The 18368-nt window shown below is 38.1% G+C and carries 11 protein-coding genes and 1 pseudogene; 3 read left to right on the forward strand and 9 right to left on the reverse strand.

From position 1 onward, the window contains the following. A pseudogene (locus tag BC008_RS46475) lies at positions 1-84 on the reverse strand (DUF4277 domain-containing protein); the annotation flags it as partial. 261 nt (positions 85-345) lie between these two features. On the opposite strand from BC008_RS46475, the gene BC008_RS15560 reads away from it, so the two are divergent. Next, on the forward strand, positions 346-948 hold the full coding sequence (locus BC008_RS15560) for a peptidoglycan-binding domain-containing protein (RefSeq protein ID WP_027844467.1): 603 nt from the start codon (positions 346-348) through the stop codon (positions 946-948). Between the two features lie 366 nt (positions 949-1314). Here BC008_RS15560 and BC008_RS15565 read toward each other — a convergent pair whose 3' ends face one another. From BC008_RS15565 to BC008_RS15590, 6 genes are all read right to left on the reverse strand, one after another. After that, the gene (locus BC008_RS15565; RefSeq protein WP_036266383.1) at positions 1315-3024 is read right to left on the reverse strand and encodes a diflavin flavoprotein; all 1710 of its coding nucleotides are present in this window, start codon (positions 3022-3024) and stop codon (positions 1315-1317) included. Between the two features lie 651 nt (positions 3025-3675). Further along, positions 3676-5394, reverse strand: a complete 1719-nt coding sequence (locus BC008_RS15570; RefSeq protein ID WP_027844469.1) for a diflavin flavoprotein — start codon at positions 5392-5394, stop codon at positions 3676-3678. Positions 5395-5682: 288 nt separating this feature from the next. Then, positions 5683-6357, reverse strand: a complete 675-nt coding sequence (locus BC008_RS15575) for a peptidoglycan-binding protein (protein ID WP_058183651.1) — start codon at positions 6355-6357, stop codon at positions 5683-5685. Between the two features lie 502 nt (positions 6358-6859). After that, positions 6860-7315, reverse strand: coding sequence for a protein tyrosine phosphatase family protein (locus BC008_RS15580; protein WP_201026131.1), 456 nt, complete (start codon positions 7313-7315; stop codon positions 6860-6862). A 115-nt stretch (positions 7316-7430) separates the two neighbouring features. Beyond that, a complete protein-coding gene (locus BC008_RS15585; RefSeq protein ID WP_027844471.1) occupies positions 7431-11585 on the reverse strand; it encodes a CHAT domain-containing protein in 4155 nt (1384 codons plus the stop codon). A 941-nt stretch (positions 11586-12526) separates the two neighbouring features. Further along, positions 12527-13225, reverse strand: coding sequence for a hypothetical protein (locus BC008_RS15590; protein WP_027844472.1), 699 nt, complete (start codon positions 13223-13225; stop codon positions 12527-12529). Between the two features lie 433 nt (positions 13226-13658). On the opposite strand from BC008_RS15590, the gene BC008_RS15595 reads away from it, so the two are divergent. Continuing rightward, complete coding sequence (locus tag BC008_RS15595) at positions 13659-15740, forward strand: DNA polymerase III subunit gamma/tau (RefSeq protein WP_027844473.1); 2082 nt, start codon at positions 13659-13661, stop codon at positions 15738-15740. A gap of 154 nt (positions 15741-15894) precedes the next feature. On the opposite strand, the gene BC008_RS15600 is transcribed toward BC008_RS15595, so the two are convergent. Next, positions 15895-17295, reverse strand: a complete 1401-nt coding sequence (locus BC008_RS15600) for a glycosyltransferase (RefSeq protein WP_027844548.1) — start codon at positions 17293-17295, stop codon at positions 15895-15897. Positions 17296-17533: 238 nt separating this feature from the next. After that, positions 17534-17665, reverse strand: coding sequence for a hypothetical protein (locus BC008_RS52085; RefSeq protein WP_268768220.1), 132 nt, complete (start codon positions 17663-17665; stop codon positions 17534-17536). 254 nt (positions 17666-17919) lie between these two features. On the opposite strand from BC008_RS52085, the gene ebsA reads away from it, so the two are divergent. Continuing rightward, positions 17920-18294 carry a type IV pilus biogenesis protein EbsA gene (gene ebsA, locus BC008_RS15605; RefSeq protein WP_027844549.1) on the forward strand — a complete coding sequence of 125 codons (375 nt, stop codon included), beginning with the start codon at positions 17920-17922 and terminating at the stop codon, positions 18292-18294. The last annotated feature ends 74 nt before the right edge of the window (positions 18295-18368 follow it).

Raw genomic sequence — 18368 nt, forward strand, 5'->3', positions numbered from 1 at the left:
ACAAGCTATTTGCTCAAAAAACTTCGGGAACATATATAACGGTTTAGACACAAATCCTAATCCGTTTAAAATCATTGCTTTGACACCAGTAAAAGAGGTTTAATTTTTAAAATCAGCATATAAAAGGCTTAGGGCTTGTGATTTCAGAAGAAATTCAAAATCATCAAACTGCATAAGTAGAATTCGCCAACAACTATTTACTTAAGATTAGCGAACAGACAGATACCACTTTGGCAATAGAAGTAAATCCTATGAGTCAAGACCATTTTTTGTTAAGTGAAAAAATAATTCGATAAATCGAATTAAGACGAACAATGCGACAACAGAAAAGAAGGAGAAAAAACAATGAGGTCTGCGTATATGACTGAGGCTAAGACAATGCCACTTCTGAGAGAAGGTTCTAATGGTCCTGCTGTGGGATACCTACAGTATTTGCTTGTTAGCTATGGTATTGATATTGGTCAAGGAGGAATAGACGGAATCTTCGATCAATATACGATGAACGCTGTAATGAAATTTCAAGAACAGCGTAATGCTGTTCCCGATATAAACCCCGGTCAACTGGAAGTTAATGGAGTAGTTGACTCTAGAACTTGGAATGCGCTGGGCAACAATTTTTGTCGTACTTGTAGAGAATCAGCCAATAATGAAGATGTAGACCCTGCAGTTGTCAAAGGGTACACTGAATTACCAGTATTAAAAAGAGGTGATTCTGGTGAGGCAGTAAAATTTTTACAGCAAATTTTGCTTGGTTATGAAGATATCAGTCGTTTCAACGATTACAAATTCTATACAGAGTATGAAACTGGATATGGCGAATACACCGCTGAAGCAGTGAAAACTTTCCAAAGCTATGTGGGCATTGAAATAGATGGAGTAGTAGGTCCTCTCACCTGGATAAACTTATTTTTAGGTGCTTATGAACGCTGTAATAGAACAGTGGGATAGAATTTATAGTAAGGTTGATCGCGAATAAATTTGAATTTGAAGTTGTGTTCCCGTACATTAATTATGTGTAAGTCTAAAATTGCAACACTTTGATATTCAGATAACCTTCACGTAAAATTCAATCATTAGATTCGGCTCAGCTTATACCGTGTAATCCCTTCATTAATGATGTTGGTATATTTCCTTATTTAGACTATGGAACTACTTCATAGGTCTAAAAAGTAAATGTTGAGTTAAAAGCGCTTTTTAGAGCGTATGCTTTTTAAAGCCGCCATTTATAAGTATTAAGCGGGCTAATGTCCCACAACTAACATGCACAGGTGGAGTGAATATGTTTAGTTAAGGAATTATGCCCGAATATAAAAGTTAGTAGTGATTGCCAGCTTTACGATGGTAAACAGCTGTTACAACATCTTTATTAAGTAATTTACCACTTTCTACCGTAGCGTATACAACCCAGTGGTCGCCACATTCTAAGCGCTTTTCTACTAAGCATTCCAAATAAGCCAATGCGTCAGTAAGTATGAGACAACCATTATCGGCAGTTGTGGTAGAAAAATTGGCAAATCTATCTTCTCCAGGAGCAAAAGATTTGCGAAAATGCTTCATGTACTCTTGATGATTGCCCTCTGGGAGAATGTTCAAAACAAACTTACCTCCAGAGTGCATTAAACTCTCAATTGCTCTGTCTTTAGCAATTGCAACACTGATACCTGGTGGATTAAAAGTCGCCTGTGAAACCCAAGCTCCCAGCATTCCAGTGGAGACTTCACCCTGTTTCGCTGTTAAAACACATACAGAACCAACAATTCTACCCATTGCTTGTTCCATTGGAGTTGCCGCTGGTTGGGGTAATCTTAACTTTCGGGCTTTTCTCAAAGTTTGGGCAAAATCTGTAGCGGTTTCCTCACATTCCTTGAGGGTAACATCTGAAGGTTTAAATTTAGCCTTGAAAGTTTCAAATCCAAATCGATAGCCAGCATCCCTAAGTTTGCCTTCAATTAAATCAAAGGCTTCACCACTCCAACCATAGGAACCAAATACTCCCGCAAGCTTACTGGTGTCACTAAGAGAAAGTACGATTCCTAACGCTGTATGAATTGGTGTGGGAGCATTACCACCAATAGTAGGAGAACCAATTAAAAAGCCCTCACTTTTATCCAAAGCTGCTTTAATTTCTTCAGGTGTGGCAAATTCACAATTGATAGACTCCACAGCAACTCCACCTTTAGTTAAACCAAGTCCCATTGCTTGAGCCAAGGTCGCTGTATTACCATAGGCAGAAGCATAAAGTAAAGCTACAGTTATTTCTCGTTCGGTTTGAGAACGGCTCCATTCTTCGTAGGCATTAGTGAGTTCAATTAAACCGTAGCGTATCAATGGTCCGTGACCTGTGGCATACATTCTTACTTGCAACTCAGAAAGTTTTTCCAATGCAGCCTGTACATGAGTTGCACTAGGAGCCATCAGGCAATCATAGTAATAGCGCTGGTCATCTTTGAGAATATCCCAATCCTCGTCAAAGATTTCGTCGCTGCAGATATGAGTACTAAATAACTTATCAGTAAAAAGAATTTGAGTTTGTTGGTCGTAGGAACAAAGTCCCGCAGGCCATCTCGGACTGGGTGTGGGAATAAATTTTAATTGGTGACCTTTACCTAAATCTAAGGTTTCTTTCCCCCGCATAGTCATAATTTTTATCTCTTGCTCGGGGAAGGTATTGCGCAAGTCTGCTGCAGCTGGAAGGGCACAAACAAAAGTGATTTGAGGTGCCAGTTCTTGAAGTGCTTTGAGAGTCGCAACACGATTGGGGCTAAAATGACCCAAAATAATGTAATCCAACTGGCTCAAATTCAGACATTGTCCCAGGGCTTTGAGATAGACTTCCGTAAATGTATCGGCTGGGGGATCAACTATAGCAACTTTATCGCCTGTGATTAAATAAGAATTAACAGTAGTGCCGCGAGCTAAGGCGTATTCAATTTCAAATCGCAGACGGGTCCAACTACGCGACCGCAATACGGTAGTATTAGTAGCAATGGGTAAAATCTGAACATCGCGGAGATTTTCGCTCATAAGTTTTGGGTGGATGAGATGTGAGCAAATTAAATTCAAAGAAGGCGAGAAAGTAGAGAACAGAAAAATTTCCTGTTTTCTGTGATTTATCCCAATATTTTTTATGTGGAGTCTGGGACAAATTAAAAAAAATTTTGTGCGACAGGGTGCTTTGAAAGGATGAAAGTCTCAGGACTTATATAGTTACTTTGAAGAAAGTGCCAGCCCCAAAAGTAAAAAATTAATGACCTACGTTGTAAAAGACATTCAATATCTAGAGTAGGTACGCAAAATCCCATGAAATTTACTACCCAATTAGGTCGAATGTAGTCTTTAACCAATGGGAGAATAAAACCCTGAAATTTTCTTGAGACACGGCACGCCGCGTCTCTACAGGATTTCGATGTGTATTTAAATTTCAGGGGGCGACGAATAAAATGAACTAGTAGCGATCTATCCCATCCAGTTTATAGGTTTTGGAATGGGAGCAACTTTATCTTTTTGTGCTAGTTTTTCCTTGGTCGATTCGCTATCAATTCTAAGTAAGTTTGTGTATTTGAAGATTTTTTGCTTGCTTGAGAATTATTCTAGAAGAAAACGACTCCAGAAAAATCTTATAAGAATTGATAAGTGAAAATTAACTCAAGCACAATTTAGTTTGATTTACTGGTTTTAGTAGTAATTACCAACTTTGCGATGACGAACAGCTGTTAATCCTTCAGGATTAGAAACGCGTCCCTGTTGGGCAGTACAGTATAAAATCCAGTGATCGCTACACTCCAAGGCACTTTTCACTTCACACTCCATATATGCTAGCGCATCTGTGAGAATGGGAGAGCCATTTTTTGCTGTTTGAGTTTTAACTCCAGCAAAGCGATCAGAGCCAGGAAGTAAGCGCTTAAGAAAATGTTTTTTGAGTTCTTTATAATTTCCTTCTTCAAGAACGTTCAGAACAAACTTATCGCCAATTTGTAAAAAAGAGTCGATGGATCTATCTTTTGCAAGTGCAACGGTAAAACCAAGAGGTTGCAAACTAGCTTGAGCGACCCAAGATGCTAGCATTGCGGCTTTTGCTTGACCTTTTTGAGCAGTTATGATGTATAGCCCACTGCTGATTCTACCTAAAGCTTTTTCCATATTGACATCAAGGGATTTCACCTGCTTGATGTTACGCTCGCGCACGAGTAATTGCCCGATGTCAGTACCCGATTCTTCGCACAGCTTAAATATTGTTTTATCAGGTGCTTCTTTAATTCTAATTGCCTCAAAGGCTTCGCGAACCCCAAGTTCAATGAATTTTCTACGCAGGGTATCTATGGGTTCATCATCGCCACCGTAGGATTCAAACAGTCCAAAAACTTGTTTTGATTTTGCCACTGCGAGTAGCGAACTAATGGCTGTATGGGCTGTAACATTAGAAGTTGGGGGCATACCAATGATCATACCAGCAGCCCTACCTGAAAGTTCTTGTACTTCTTGAACTTCTGCTGAGGTAATATCAACAATTTCTACCCCTATCCCGGTTTTTTGCACCCCATGGGCAATTGATTGTACCAAGCGATCGCTATAACCGTAATCGGAAACATAGAATAAAGCAACAATAGTTTCTGAAGTTGCTTGTTTTTGACTCCAGCTTTGATAGCACTCCCTCAAAACATCCAAATTATGATAAAGTAGGGGACCGTGACCATTAGCAATAATGTGAATATTGCCCAAGTTAGCCATTCTTTTCATTGCATTAAGCAAAGAGCGAGCATTTGGACCCATGAGGCAATCGTAATAAAATCTAAAATCAGGTTCGATAGCCTCTAAATTAACATCGAAGGTATCATCGCTACAGTAATGCATCCCAAAAGCATCGCAAGTGTAGAGAACTTGGGTTTTGCGATCGTAACTAAAAATTGTATCAGGCCAATGTAAATTAGGGGCACTAACAAATTCAATTTCATGTCCTTGTCCCAAATCTACCAGGTCACCACTTTTGACAATACGTTTAGAAAAGGGATCGTGGACTAAATTTTCTAGGAATTGTAGTGCAACTTTTGACGCTAACACTGTAGCTCTAGGAGCTAATTGCAAGACATCTTCTACTAAGCCACTATGGTCTGGTTCAGTATGACTGACGATGATATAGTCAATCGCTTTTGGATTAACTAACCCTTTGAGAGTATCTAAATACAGATCGCGAAATTTTTGATGTGAGGTATCAACCAAGGCGATTCGATCACCTTTAATTAGATATGAATTATAGGTTGTACCATTTTGCAGCCCGAACTCAATATCAAAGCGATCACGATCCCAGTCAAGAGAACGGATAGCTGTTGTATTAGGAGCTATATCAACAGTTTGAATTGTCAATCGATTTTGGATGTTCCCTGTGAGCGCTACCATTAGCCGTCTCCAAGCACAAAAATTTTGTTATTTTTTCTCTCTTCATTGTGCTCGTAAAATATTATTTAAGTTGTTATTGGCTTTAGTTTAGTTAAAAATTAAAATGTATTATTTAGATCGTTTTTTAACAAGTTATTGAAAATTGCTGATTGTGGTGAATTATTATCGTCTTTCTTTGGACACAACTAGGTACAGCATTGGGAATTAGAAGTTGTAAATTAAAAGTTGGAAATTACCTCGAAGTGTTTTGTTTTTTAGACAATATTTTCTCTAATTCCAGCAAGCATATTAAATACGTCGAACGTACTTTTCGTAGACCCAAACATAGCCGCCATCTTGACCATCAATTCTGTACCAGCCATTTGAGGTTCTCTCATAAAGAGTTACCTTTGTTCCTCTTGGTATGCTTGTAACAATAGAGTAATTCGTTCCTGGACCTTGGCGAGCATTAAGCCTGCTAGCTGTGACGGTTCCGTTACCAATAATTGGTATCTCCTCACCACCAATATCCTTTAAATCCATATCTTCTAAAGTCTGAGAACCAGCAATTCCATCAACTAATAAATTGCGATCACGCTGATAGTTTCTGACTGCTCTTTCAGTTCTTGAACCGTAGTAACCTGTTGGATTCCCATCCAAGTAACCTTCTTCTATTAGCCTGTTTTGCAGTATAACAACAGAAGAACCTCTAGAACCTCTTCTGAGTAACAAAGCTTGTGCTGTACCTGCAAAGCTAATTAAAGAGACAATTACTAATAAAAATACCAACTTTATCCATGGGAAACTAGAGATATTCTTAAACCATCTAAATGCATCAAATTCTGCTGATTCCAAAATTTTGACTTTATCAGATCTTTCAAAATCAAAATTAACCATTCGCTTCCGATCGCAATTTTCGTAGGGTTCGTACAAGGAACGAAAAGCAAATGGGTTTATTGCTCCATCTCTATAAATTGATAACATATTTCCTCCAACACAATAATGAATGTTGGTTATACGCCTGTATTGTGGATATATCGCGCTACGTAATATTTGTAAGTTCTGTTTGTCCTACGGACATGCGCTTAGGCTAACGCCGACGCCATAAAAGCTCTAGCTATAGCTGCACTACCTACGGAACCGCTAACAACTTGCGTGTAGCACTATATGTATATTTTTACATTTTAAGTAGTAATACTCAGTATATGTGTACCCAAATAGAAAATAAAGTTTACATTCTAATTAAGATTTGCTGTTCATGTGGCGTAACGTTAGCTGAAAGTTGTTCTGCCTTAAAACTTATTCATTGCAGTTCATTGAGTTTAGATGATGCTTAAAATATTACCTTGTAAAACTTTTAAACTTATTCATTAAGCTCTAATTAAAATAAAACATTGAAGATAAAATTTAGATTATTTAATGATATTTTTGGAAGAGTATTTAATTGCTAAATATTAGTATTTTGGATAAAATTATTAACACATAGTTAACTATATTTTGCTATCACTTCACCAATAAATTGTTGCCAAATATCATTGGGGATCCAAATTTTATGTAAGTCTTTTTCAATATCTTCTGGAGTCATCCCTTGGCACAAATAACGAAAAAGATACATAAAAGCAGAAACTCTTTTATTGGCAATACAATGGACAAAAACTTTCTTGTCGCTGTTAACTTGCATCACACTTGCAAACTGTGAGAATTCAGTAATTTCTGGTTTATCCCAAACCACAGGAATATGAATGTATTCCATTCCTAAAGAATGAACTAATTGCTTTTCATTTGATAAAGCCCTTGAAGAACTTATAAGACCAAGATTTATCACTACTTGGTAACCAGAATTTTTGACTGCAGAAAATTGTTCTTCTGTTGGTTGTCCAGAAGTAGCAATTAAATTGGATATTTGTAAAAAGTTATAAATACTTTCTATTTGCTCGCCCATAAATACAAATGTTTTTATTTTGTATACTTTACTGCAGCTATCCATTAGATAAATTAAAGAATTCTGCTTAGTAAGCAATAGGGAACGAAAAATCGAGAATAGTTCAACTACAAGCCTACAGTTGACCAGCAATAATAAATCCTGCCCAATAATAAGGATGACTATAGAGTTTCTTGTAGGGAGTAATCTTACTAGTTTTATATTGTAAAGTTGCCAAATGTGCCCGAATTCTTAATCCTTCCACTGGAAGTTTATTTAATAAATCTTGGTACCATCTATTTACTTCTAAAGCTGTAACATTTTGCAACCATTGTGTAGTTTCAGCTAAAGCTCTTGGCGCTGATTTTCCAGCCTTGATTCTACGATAAAATTCTATCATTACTAAAGCTGTTGCTGCAGATTCTACGACCCACAAACTACTAACAATATTTGTAACCCCCTGGCAAAGGAAAGTGTTAACAAAACCAACATATTCGTTGCTAATATTTTGCTTTGCATAACTAGCAGTATCGCCAGCAGAAATTGTTAATAGACTATATCTTTCCAAAGATTGATTACGAATTTGAGCTAAGGTAATTTTATCTTCACCAGCTAATATTAATTCTGAATTTAAAGGATTAATTGCATTATCGATAGCATAACTGGCAAAATGAAGTATATTGTAACCGCCATACAAAGCATTTTCTACTGTTTGCTTGTTTGCTTCGGCTCCCTCAATTCGAGTGGGACGATGAAACATGTTAGCGACTACTTCCGATTCCAGTTTGGCAAACTTCAGGGGCGAATATCCTGCACTATCAGGATTCTCAACACTAAGTAATAGTTGCATGGAACTACTTTGTTGAGGTTTTGATGCTAAAGATAAACCAACTTGAGCGCTGGGTAAATAACTAATGGTAAAGTTTCTATCCCCATTGGATAAATCTTCGTCATCAGAGAAAGACGTATCAAATAAACTGTGGAGCGGATACTTTTGTAAGTCTGAATGGGGAATTAAGATTACTTTTTCAATTTCCTGAAGCTCCTGCTCTATTGATGGAATATTAAGAATATCCCTGAGCTTTGAAAGCTTTAACTCCATATCAGCTCGCCAAGGAGACTCTCGCTTATTATGAGTCTCATCAGTATTGTTGGCATATTCTTGATGTTGCTTTTGCCAACTAATTTGCCAATCTTCAAATTCTATCAGGCGTAGCATTGCTTCCCTTTGGGGAAACTCATTAATTGCCTCAATATCCTTCGCCACTGGAGTAAATATGAGCATTGGTTCCGAAGCTTTATCTTTGAGGACAAAGGTATGAATGGCGCAAGGACTAATATGCCAGTAGACAATAGCAGTTTTCTCATCTATCAATGCCTGAATTTCTTGATAACTAGGAGAGACAATTTGTTTTTGCCAACCATGCAAATGCCAATTTAAACAAGCATTTTTTCCATGTTCGGCAATTTCTAAAGCTTGAACAAATTCCCCTAATTTAATTGATAAATCTACGCCATATTGCCACAAACTAATAAATTGTAAAGCAAGCTGCTTCTTATTTTCTGGCGAACGAGATGATTCGTTAAGTAAGCTTTGCCATAATTCAATTGCTGATTCTTGTATTTTTTCTGCTGCATCTCTTTGTCCAAGACATAACAACACTTTTATTTGATTTCGTAATATTTCCAGATGTAATTCCGGATAATTTACTGCTGTTAAAGTTAAAATTGCTAGGTCGTATTCTTCTAGAGCTTTCTGCCAATAGTAATGAGGTGTAGGATGTTTCTTTCCTTGCTCGTAATGGGCATTTCCCAAACCCAAATGCAGTCTACCCCAACCTTGAGGGCAACTCTCTTGACCTATATATTGCAACCCAGCTTCATAACTGGCTACCTTACCCACATAGCCGCGTTCGTTTAGTTCAAAATTAACGCTGGGGATTTTACTAAATAATTCAAATTGGCGATCATAAGCACTGGAAATACCTGCTGCTGTACCCCTACCGATCCAAGCTTCCCAATAATCAAGTTTGATTTCTAAAGTACGATCGTAATGAGCAATAGCTTCTTCAAATCGCTCCAAGTTTGATAACACAACAGCACGATTGTACCAAGCTAGGTAAAAATCTGGATTTATTTCTATAGATTGATCGTAGGAAGCAAGGGCTTCATTATATTGTCCCAATTGTTCGAGTGCTACAGCTCGATTAAACCAAGCCAAATAAAAATCTGGTTTGATTTGTATCGCCCGATCCCAGGCTTTAATTGCTTCAGCCCAGCGGCTTAGTTTGAACAATACCACACCCCGATCTATCCAAACTTCGTGGTAGTTGGGTTCAATTTGTGAAGCTTTTTCGTAAGAAGCCAGTGCTTCTGCTGTTTTCCCCATTTTATCCAAGGCATTTCCTCGGATGTACCAAACTTGTTCTGATAAGGGTTCTATTTCAATTGCTTTATCCAAACTCGCAATTGCATCTTGCCAACGATTTAAATTCCACAGACCTACACCCCTGTTGTACCAGACTAAATGGGAGGTGGGATCGATTTCTAGGGCTTTATCAAAAGATGCGATCGCCCAGACATAATCTCCTTTTTCCAAGAGTGCTAATCCACGACAATACCAATTATCTTGATCTTGGGGTTGTAAATTTACAGCTTGGTCGTAGCTCTCTATTGCTTCGGTTAAACGTCCTAATTGAACTAAGGCTAAACCCCTACTGGACCAGGCTTCATAGTAATCAGACTTAATGGCAATTGCTCGATCGAAAGATGCAACAGCATCGGCAAACCCACCTAGCTCTCCCAAGGTAATACCACGGTTGTACCAACCCTTGTAAGCATCTTGTTTAATATTTATAGCTTGGTCATAGGACGCTAAAGCTGCAGCAAAATCTCCCAAGTGAAACAGTGCTAAACCTCTGTTAAACCAATATTCATAAACATCTGGCTTCATTGAGATTGCTTGGTCATAAGATGCTAATGCAGTCATTAAATCGCCAGTTTTGGCTTGTCCCAAACCCTTGTAAAACCATGCTTGAGCTTGAAGAGTAATATCGGGTTGATTATCTTCTGATTCAGTTTTTATTTCTGGAGAAGATTTGCTGAGTAAACCGTAAGCTGCTAGCTGTTCTACTAAGCTCGCACTTTGCTGCAATCTCATGGATAATTCATCCAAGGTCCCAGCAACAACTGGTTCGAAATCTTCAGATGAGTCGTCATCGGAAGAATAATCTGATAAGTTATCTAAATTATCAACTTCTGCAGTTGACTCCTCCTCCAGTGGAGGAGGAGTAATTTCACTTTCTTGTACTTGTGCTTCCAAACTTACAGGGAGATCAGTATTTATTTCTGATTGATTCCCTAATGTATTGGGATCTTGTAAATAAGTAACTTCTTCTGGATTTGCTGCTTCTACCTCTGATGAAGTTTCACCCTGCCAAAAGGATTGTGAAGTATAAAATGTCTCATTATATGCCGCTAACTTGGCGGGGTCAACGTCAACCTCTTCAGTATCTTCTTCACGGACTACCAATCCCCTTAAATTTTTTAAGACATCTCTTTCAGGAGTTTTTGGCTTTTCTATTACTTCTTGGTGTTCCCATAGGGGTACTTCTTCTGAATAATTACGATCGCGATTCGTTCGATTGAAGCTTTCAGTATCTTCTTCCCAAAAATCAACTTCACCTAATTTCTCGTCAAATCCTACCTGGGGAGAAATAGAAAGATTTAAAGGTGGGACTATACTTTCAGAATCTTGACCGTCAAAATCCCAAATGACTTCATTGTTAAAAGCTGCAGCACCTTCTTCAAAAGAACTTTGTGGTACTACACTCGTATAATAAGCCAGGTCTTCCTGTTCGGAAACTTCCTCTTCTGGTTCGTATAACTCGTCCAAATTACGAGTTAGCAACTGCATACCAATATCGTAAGCAAGGTCTCCAATATCGCCAATTCGCAGTTCGCCTAGCTGTACCATTCGATATGCTAATTCGTGATTTGGAGCCGGAGAATTCAATAATCTTTCGGCAAAATTTAACAGCCACTCTAACCAACGCTGATTGGTAATACGATTTTCCATGCGTTGGATATACCTTGTAGCCCAACCTTGTCCTCTTCCCTGATGAACCCCTTCCAGCAGTTGGGTGAACAGGAATTCTAAATCGGCATTGGTAAGTTCTGGCAGCTGTACTGCTGGCAACTGTCTGACGTTAGAGTTTTGAGAATAAATTTTTTTGCTATCAAAAAGACGCCTGAGAAACTTTTGAAGCCCTTGAAATAGCCGCCTAAGCATTTGGTGCATTCTTGGATATTGTTTTTCCCTAGATTTTAGCGACCGATGTGCGATCAAAAATGACAATTAAGATTAAGATATAACCTTATACCTAAATGTAATTTGTAAAACTTTACAAAGTAAATTCACTAAATATATACAGACTCTAAACTAGTTAATCTTCTTGCTTCAAGGTTAGTCTACGATTTGAAGATATTTAAACAAAATACTCAAATAGCAACTTGTATCAACAAGATTAATAGTTAGGGTACCTATCCAAAGATAAGCATATTTCAAAAAAAATATGTTTTCGTACCCTTTATAATCTGAAACTTAGGATTTTTAAGGGTAAGACTAATTTGTTGCAAATCAGCCCTCATGAGGTATTTTGTTCTCACTAAACGTAAAGAGCAAAAATCTCAAGTTTGATATGACGAAAGAAAACTGAGAGTATCAGATAAAACACATTTAATCAATATAGTTGAGACTTTTCAAGTCAAACTCTTAACTAAGATAGAATTAAACTGGAAGTTTGGCTAAGAAATAATTAGACCAAAAGTTACAGTTGATATGCGTATAGTATTTTAACTACTCCAATAGTATAAATAATCACTAAAGTTCGAAAGAATGTGTATATTCAATCTAAAATGTAGTTAGTCTTGGTAAAACAAACTGATAACTATTATTTTGGTCGACTTACTAGCAAATAGTAATGTCTCATGCAGTACGTTCTGATTTTCAACCTAAATAATCTTGATCGTTTCATTTCTGGACTTAATGGTTAAGTTTTGACTTCAAACCTGAATCTTTGCCAAAATTAACTCACTTTATTAAGACTCACTACGAGCAACGACCTTATTACTTGTCCCTCAAAAAACAGAAAATAGCAAGATAATTACTAGGCAATGATATTCATATCATTCCTGGACTGAAAATGTTGTAAATTTTGCTCAAAAAATTAATTAACCGGCTTCATAATACTGATTAATTAGTTTTTGCATTATGAGTTCGGGGTCATCTGTATCAACTCCTAACTGTTGAGCAACCATTTGACGTAAATTCTCGTCCTGCTGAATCATCTCATATAACTGCTCCAAACTAACAGTCTGATATTCTCCTTCCGGAAGATTTTCTTCGTTAATTTCTTCTTGCTGGATTTCTACTGTTTGTGGGGGTGTTTGCGCCGTTGGTGAAGTATTATTCAGTGGGGTGTTACTCGGTGGAACATTATTTACGACATCTGGTCCTTCGTACTCCAAAATTTGGTCGCTTTGATTACGAGTTAAAAGTTCCATGCCGATATCATAAGCCAGGTCTCCAACATCTCCAATCTCTAATTCTCCTAATTGCACCATGCGCGAAGCTAATTCATTATTTGGTGTTGGAGCTGCCAGTAACTTATCCCCAAAGTTATCCAACCAATCTAGCCAACGTTCGGTACTAACCCGGTTTTCAATATTTCTTAACCACTTCAGGGCCCAAGATTGTCCGCGTGCTTGATGTACGCCTTCCAAAAGCTCTGTGAACAAAAATTCCAGATCTGTATTATTCAAGGGTGGCGGTGGTTTTTTTGTTTCAGATGGAGTGGCGGATGAATTATGCTTACCTCCAAACAACCGCCGAAAAAAATTTTTGATCGATTCAATAAGTCGTTTGAACATTGATAAAGCACCCGCTTTTTTTGATTACCCTAAGATTTTAGCGATTAAGATGTGCTACCCTGTAGTGCACGCGCAGGAAAAAATACATGAATTTTAACAAATAAAAAATCTACATAGCGTATTTTTTTTAATATATATTATAGAAAATTAACGAAAAGTATTAAATTTCAATAAAATAACATCAAATTTCAGAGACAAAAAATGATAAGTGAGCAAATTATGAGATAGAAAATTAAGTATGTAGATAAGCAATATTATAAGTTGCTTTAAATATTTATGCTTGTATCACCATTTAAAACCAATAAAACTTGAACTTTACCAACAAAACTTGATATTTAAGTAGTTTTAATATCTCCAAGCAGTACCCGTGAGTTTAAAATAATTTAGTTATTAACAGCCGATTGGTCAAAACCCTAGTTAGCGGTAATTCACTATGCCTTACGAACCGCTGCACCACAAGTATCGCCCTAAAAGTTTTGCTGAACTCGTCGGACAAGAGGCGATTGCCACCACCCTGACAAATGCCATCAGAACATCCAAAATAGCCCCTGCTTATTTATTTACTGGTCCTAGAGGAACAGGGAAGACTTCGAGTGCTCGAATATTAGCAAAGTCTCTAAATTGTTTAAATAGTGATAAACCAACGCCTGAACCATGTGGCACCTGTGATGTATGTCAAGGAATTAACAAAGGTTCAACTTTAGATGTCATAGAAATTGATGCTGCTAGCAATACCGGCGTTGATAACATCAGAGAAATTATTGAAAGAGCTCAATTTGCTCCCGTTCAGTGTCGCTATAAGGTTTATGTGGTTGATGAATGCCATATGCTAAGTACGGCGGCATTTAACGCATTACTTAAAACCTTAGAAGAACCACCCAAACATGTAGTTTTTGTTCTCGCAACAACGGACCCCCAAAGAGTATTGCCGACAATCATTTCCCGTTGTCAAAGATTCGACTTTCGACGGATTGCTTTAGATCGGATGATAATGCATTTGAGTAAAATTGCAGCAGCAGAAAGCATTAATATCAACACTGAAGCGATCGCTCTAATTTCTCAATTTGCTCAAGGTGGGTTAAGAGATGCCCAAAGTTTATTAGATCAATTAAGTTTATTATCTGGAGAAGTAACGCCAGAGCGGGTGTGGGATTTAGTTGGTTCGGTGAGCGAACGGGACTTAATGGGTTTATTACAAGCGATCGCATCTAACGATCCCGAAGCAATTCTCGATTTTACCCGTGAAATTCTTGATCGGGGTCGGGAACCACTAATTATCTTGCAAAATTTGGCATCTTTTTATCGAGACTTACTAATTGCAAAAACAGCTTCTAAGCGCAACGATTTAGTCACTTGTACCCAAGAGGTTTGGCAAGAATTAATTGAAGAAGCGAAAAAATTCGACCTCAACACGATTTTATTAGGACAGCAGCATCTCAGAAGTGCCGAGGTACAGTTAAAAAATACAACCCAACCGCGTTTGTGGTTAGAAATTACTTTACTTGGACTTTTACCAACAGTTAGTAACCTTTCTTACCAACAGCAAATAACTCCGCAACAAATAGTCTCAGCACCAACAAAAATACATCAGAATCAAGCTGCTCCAGCAAGACCTTTATCTTCTTCATCTCCGTTATCATCTACGGAATCAAGACACACGCCCAGCGAACTTAAAACTACTAATAATGGGATTCAAGGACAGATACCAACAGTTGCAACGTCAGCTTCAAGTCCAACATCAGCCCCTGGGAATTCTCCCATTTCTTCCCCTGAAACGAGGCGTACTGGAACGGAGGTAAATGTCAATGGAGTACAAAAACAGACACCAACAACTCCAATCTCTGAAATCATTACAGCATCCTCCCCAATTCCAAGCCAAACTTCTGCTGCATCGCTAGAAAATATGTGGCACCAGGTACTTCAAACATTACCTATTCCCGCCCAAGCATTGTTAAAGCAACATGGACGTTTGCTGACAGTGAATGATGTTAGTGCTACTGTTGGCGTACCACCGAAATTGGTAAAACTTGCTCGAAGCAAATCAGCAGATGTAGAAAATGCTTTTGGAAAAGTTTGTCAGCGAAAAATCAAGGTAAATTTTCAACCTAACCAGCCCCAAAATAAAACTGGAGGCGAAGCGAGTGTATCTTCACCGGGACAACCTTCTCCTTCTCCAGCACAATCTCCGGTTCCTAGCTTCAACCACCAAACCACGCCATCTACCGCTTCTTCATTTACCTATACTCAAACATCAAAACAACCAACAGCAAGAACTCACCCTACTCAAAATCAACCACCAATTGCGAAACCTAATTTAGAAGCAGCACCACCGCCCCAACATCAACAAAACAAGCCTTCCAAACCTATAGAGTCCGACCCCGAAGCCGAACAAGTGATGTCCAGCGCCAAGCGCCTAGCCCAGTTTTTTGATGGGGCTATTGTTTCTTTTGTAGATGAACCAGCAGAATTTGATGATTCTTCAAATGTATTAGAGATGGAAGAAGATGACTTTTAAAAGTAAGAAGTAAGAAGTAAGAAGTAAGAAGTAAGAAGTAAGAAGTAAGAAGTAAGAAGTAAGAAGTAAGAAGTAAGAAGTAAACAAAAAATTTGGCAGACGTATTGCCTGCCACCTCAGAAAATATAATTTTATCTAGCCTTCAAAGGCTCACTTAGCTTTCAGAGGCTCCTTGATGTACTGTTTTAATCCACTTCAAACGTTTAGGTCTGAATGACATCCGAGCAGTGGTGCTGCTCATAACAACAAACCAATGAAGCATGTACAAAGTACCCCGGAGAGTTTGCAGAAGTAAGACAGAATAACTAGAAAAACGTAGTCGTTTTTCCCTGTGTATTTGCATTAAACCGGCAAACATGCCAGCAAAAGATACAGTAAAACTCAAGCCAGAGAAAGGAGTTAATATCGGCAGACGGTGACGAGCGATCGCCATCAACAGGTCGGGTATTGCTGCTGTGGGAATAATGTACATAATGAAGGCAAAAGCCAATAAATCCCAGGTTTTACGCATACCCATACGGTTGCGAAGAATTAAGTCCCAATAATCCAGATATCGCTGATATCCACCTTCTGCCCAACGGTTACGTTGGTGCCATAGTGCAATAGCTGTGGTGACGCCTTCCTCTTCTACCGCTGGATAGAATGCGCATTCAATATCCCAATTTTCTAAGTGTAGGCGAATGGTTAAATCCAAATCGTCAGTAATTGTTTCTTCATTCCAACCACCGCATTTAATTAATGCTTCCCTACGAACAAACTGACCGTTTCCTCGTAGTTCACCTATACCTCCAATTGCTGCTCTAGCTCTGTTTAGGTAAGCATCAACAGCCATTTCCGCCATCTGTCCCTTTGTCCAAAAATTATCTCGGGAATTAGCGATCGCTTTACGTAGCTGTACTGCTCCTAACTTTTCCCTTTCAAATAAAGGTACAACTTGCAACAAAACATCAGAAGTAACCTGTGCGTCAGCATCAAATACTGCGACTATTTCACCTTTAGTCAGTGGCAAAACTTGATTTAATGCCCCCGACTTGCCCCCGGTGGCTTCTGGCTTACGCCTAAATATATTGAGTTTTTCATACTTTTGTGCGAGATGAGCTAACAATTGCGGCGTTCTGTCGCTACTGTTATCATCGATGACCCATACCTCATACCGCTCTTGAGGATACTGTAAATTACAAAGTGCCTTGACTAGATTGCTGATTACAGCTTCTTCATTTTTCGCTGCAACCAAAATCGACACAAAAGGAATTTCCCCTTGAATTGTATTTTTGTAACTACGGGGTCTAGCACGAAATACGACTAAAGCGTGTAACCCTAAAATAGTGGTTAGACCAAATACGAATAGGTAAGCCCAAGAGACCAAGTGCAGAGCGATTGTACTGCTCCAAACAATAGTCAAGACTATAGCCGCTTTACGTCTACGATTTTTAAAACGGGATGGACGAGAAACACCAGATAACGTTTCATTAAATGAATTTTCCTCTACTGAGAGGTCAGATAAGAGGGATTTGAACTCTTCTAAGTCTTTTTCGGGCCAGGAATTCGCTGGCATAGTTAACTTTATTCAACCAGGGGTATTTTTTTAGATGGATTTGGAAGCCCAAATATACGACAAAGCTGTGCAATTCTTACTACACAAGTCAAACTTACTTAGAAATAAGAAATACTTTGTTTTCACTTCCGATTTATATTGCCACCACTAGCAAAATAGGTTATTTGCTAACTGGGATTTAATTAAGTTGGTATTTAATTAAAAGACAAATTCAGCAAGCATAAACTTTAGTTTGTCGTTATTCAAAAGCAGCAACTACAATAACATCTGCTAGATGGCAGCACATGTAGTACGTAATTGCTCTAGCTTCCAACAAAGCTATTGCTAATCCATTGTAACCGACATTTTTATATTTCTTTGCATTTGCCACGCTTGAGAATCAGTATCTGTGAGTCAAAAGTTTTTTTTGGGAATACTATTCACAGCCATTAACTCAGGGCTAATTGTAGGTCGTGAGAAATAAAACTGTTTTCTCAAATTCAGATATTGAGCCCCAATCTCTAATTCCTATTTCCCAGAGACTTTGCCGAACCGCAGGTTCTATGTAGTTTGCGTTAGCACGCAGCCCTATGCCCCATTCCACTCGTCGAATAAATAACAAATATCCGCTTAGGAAGCTTGACTATGTCTTTTGAAAAACTCCAACCAGCAACACCACAACAAGCTAGTGTCTACTTACCTTATATTCAAGGAAATAAACGTAATTTTTTGCCACTTGCAATTGGTTTGTACAAAAAAGGAGTATTGGAAGGGAATCGTAAAATAGAAGGTAGCGAAGATATTCCATTTGTTGCCACCTGGAATACAGCAACATTACCTTCAGACTTAACTCGTTGTCGAATGCAGTTTGATGGTAATGCAGAACTTAGTTACGAAACAGTCGTAGCTAGTTTCGAACTGATTAATTTTTTAATAGAATTACTAGAAAATTACAAACGATATCGAATAATAGATTTTTCCCAGTCATTTTATCGTAAGCTCCTACGGATAGATGAATAATTCTAGAAATAGCTAGCTTTAGATTCAAATAATATTGAATAATCTTTTGCAGCGCCCAAATCAAAAATCTTCAC

This window comes from Mastigocoleus testarum BC008 (assembly GCF_001456025.1).
GTDB classification, from domain to species: domain Bacteria; phylum Cyanobacteriota; class Cyanobacteriia; order Cyanobacteriales; family Nostocaceae; genus Mastigocoleus; species Mastigocoleus testarum.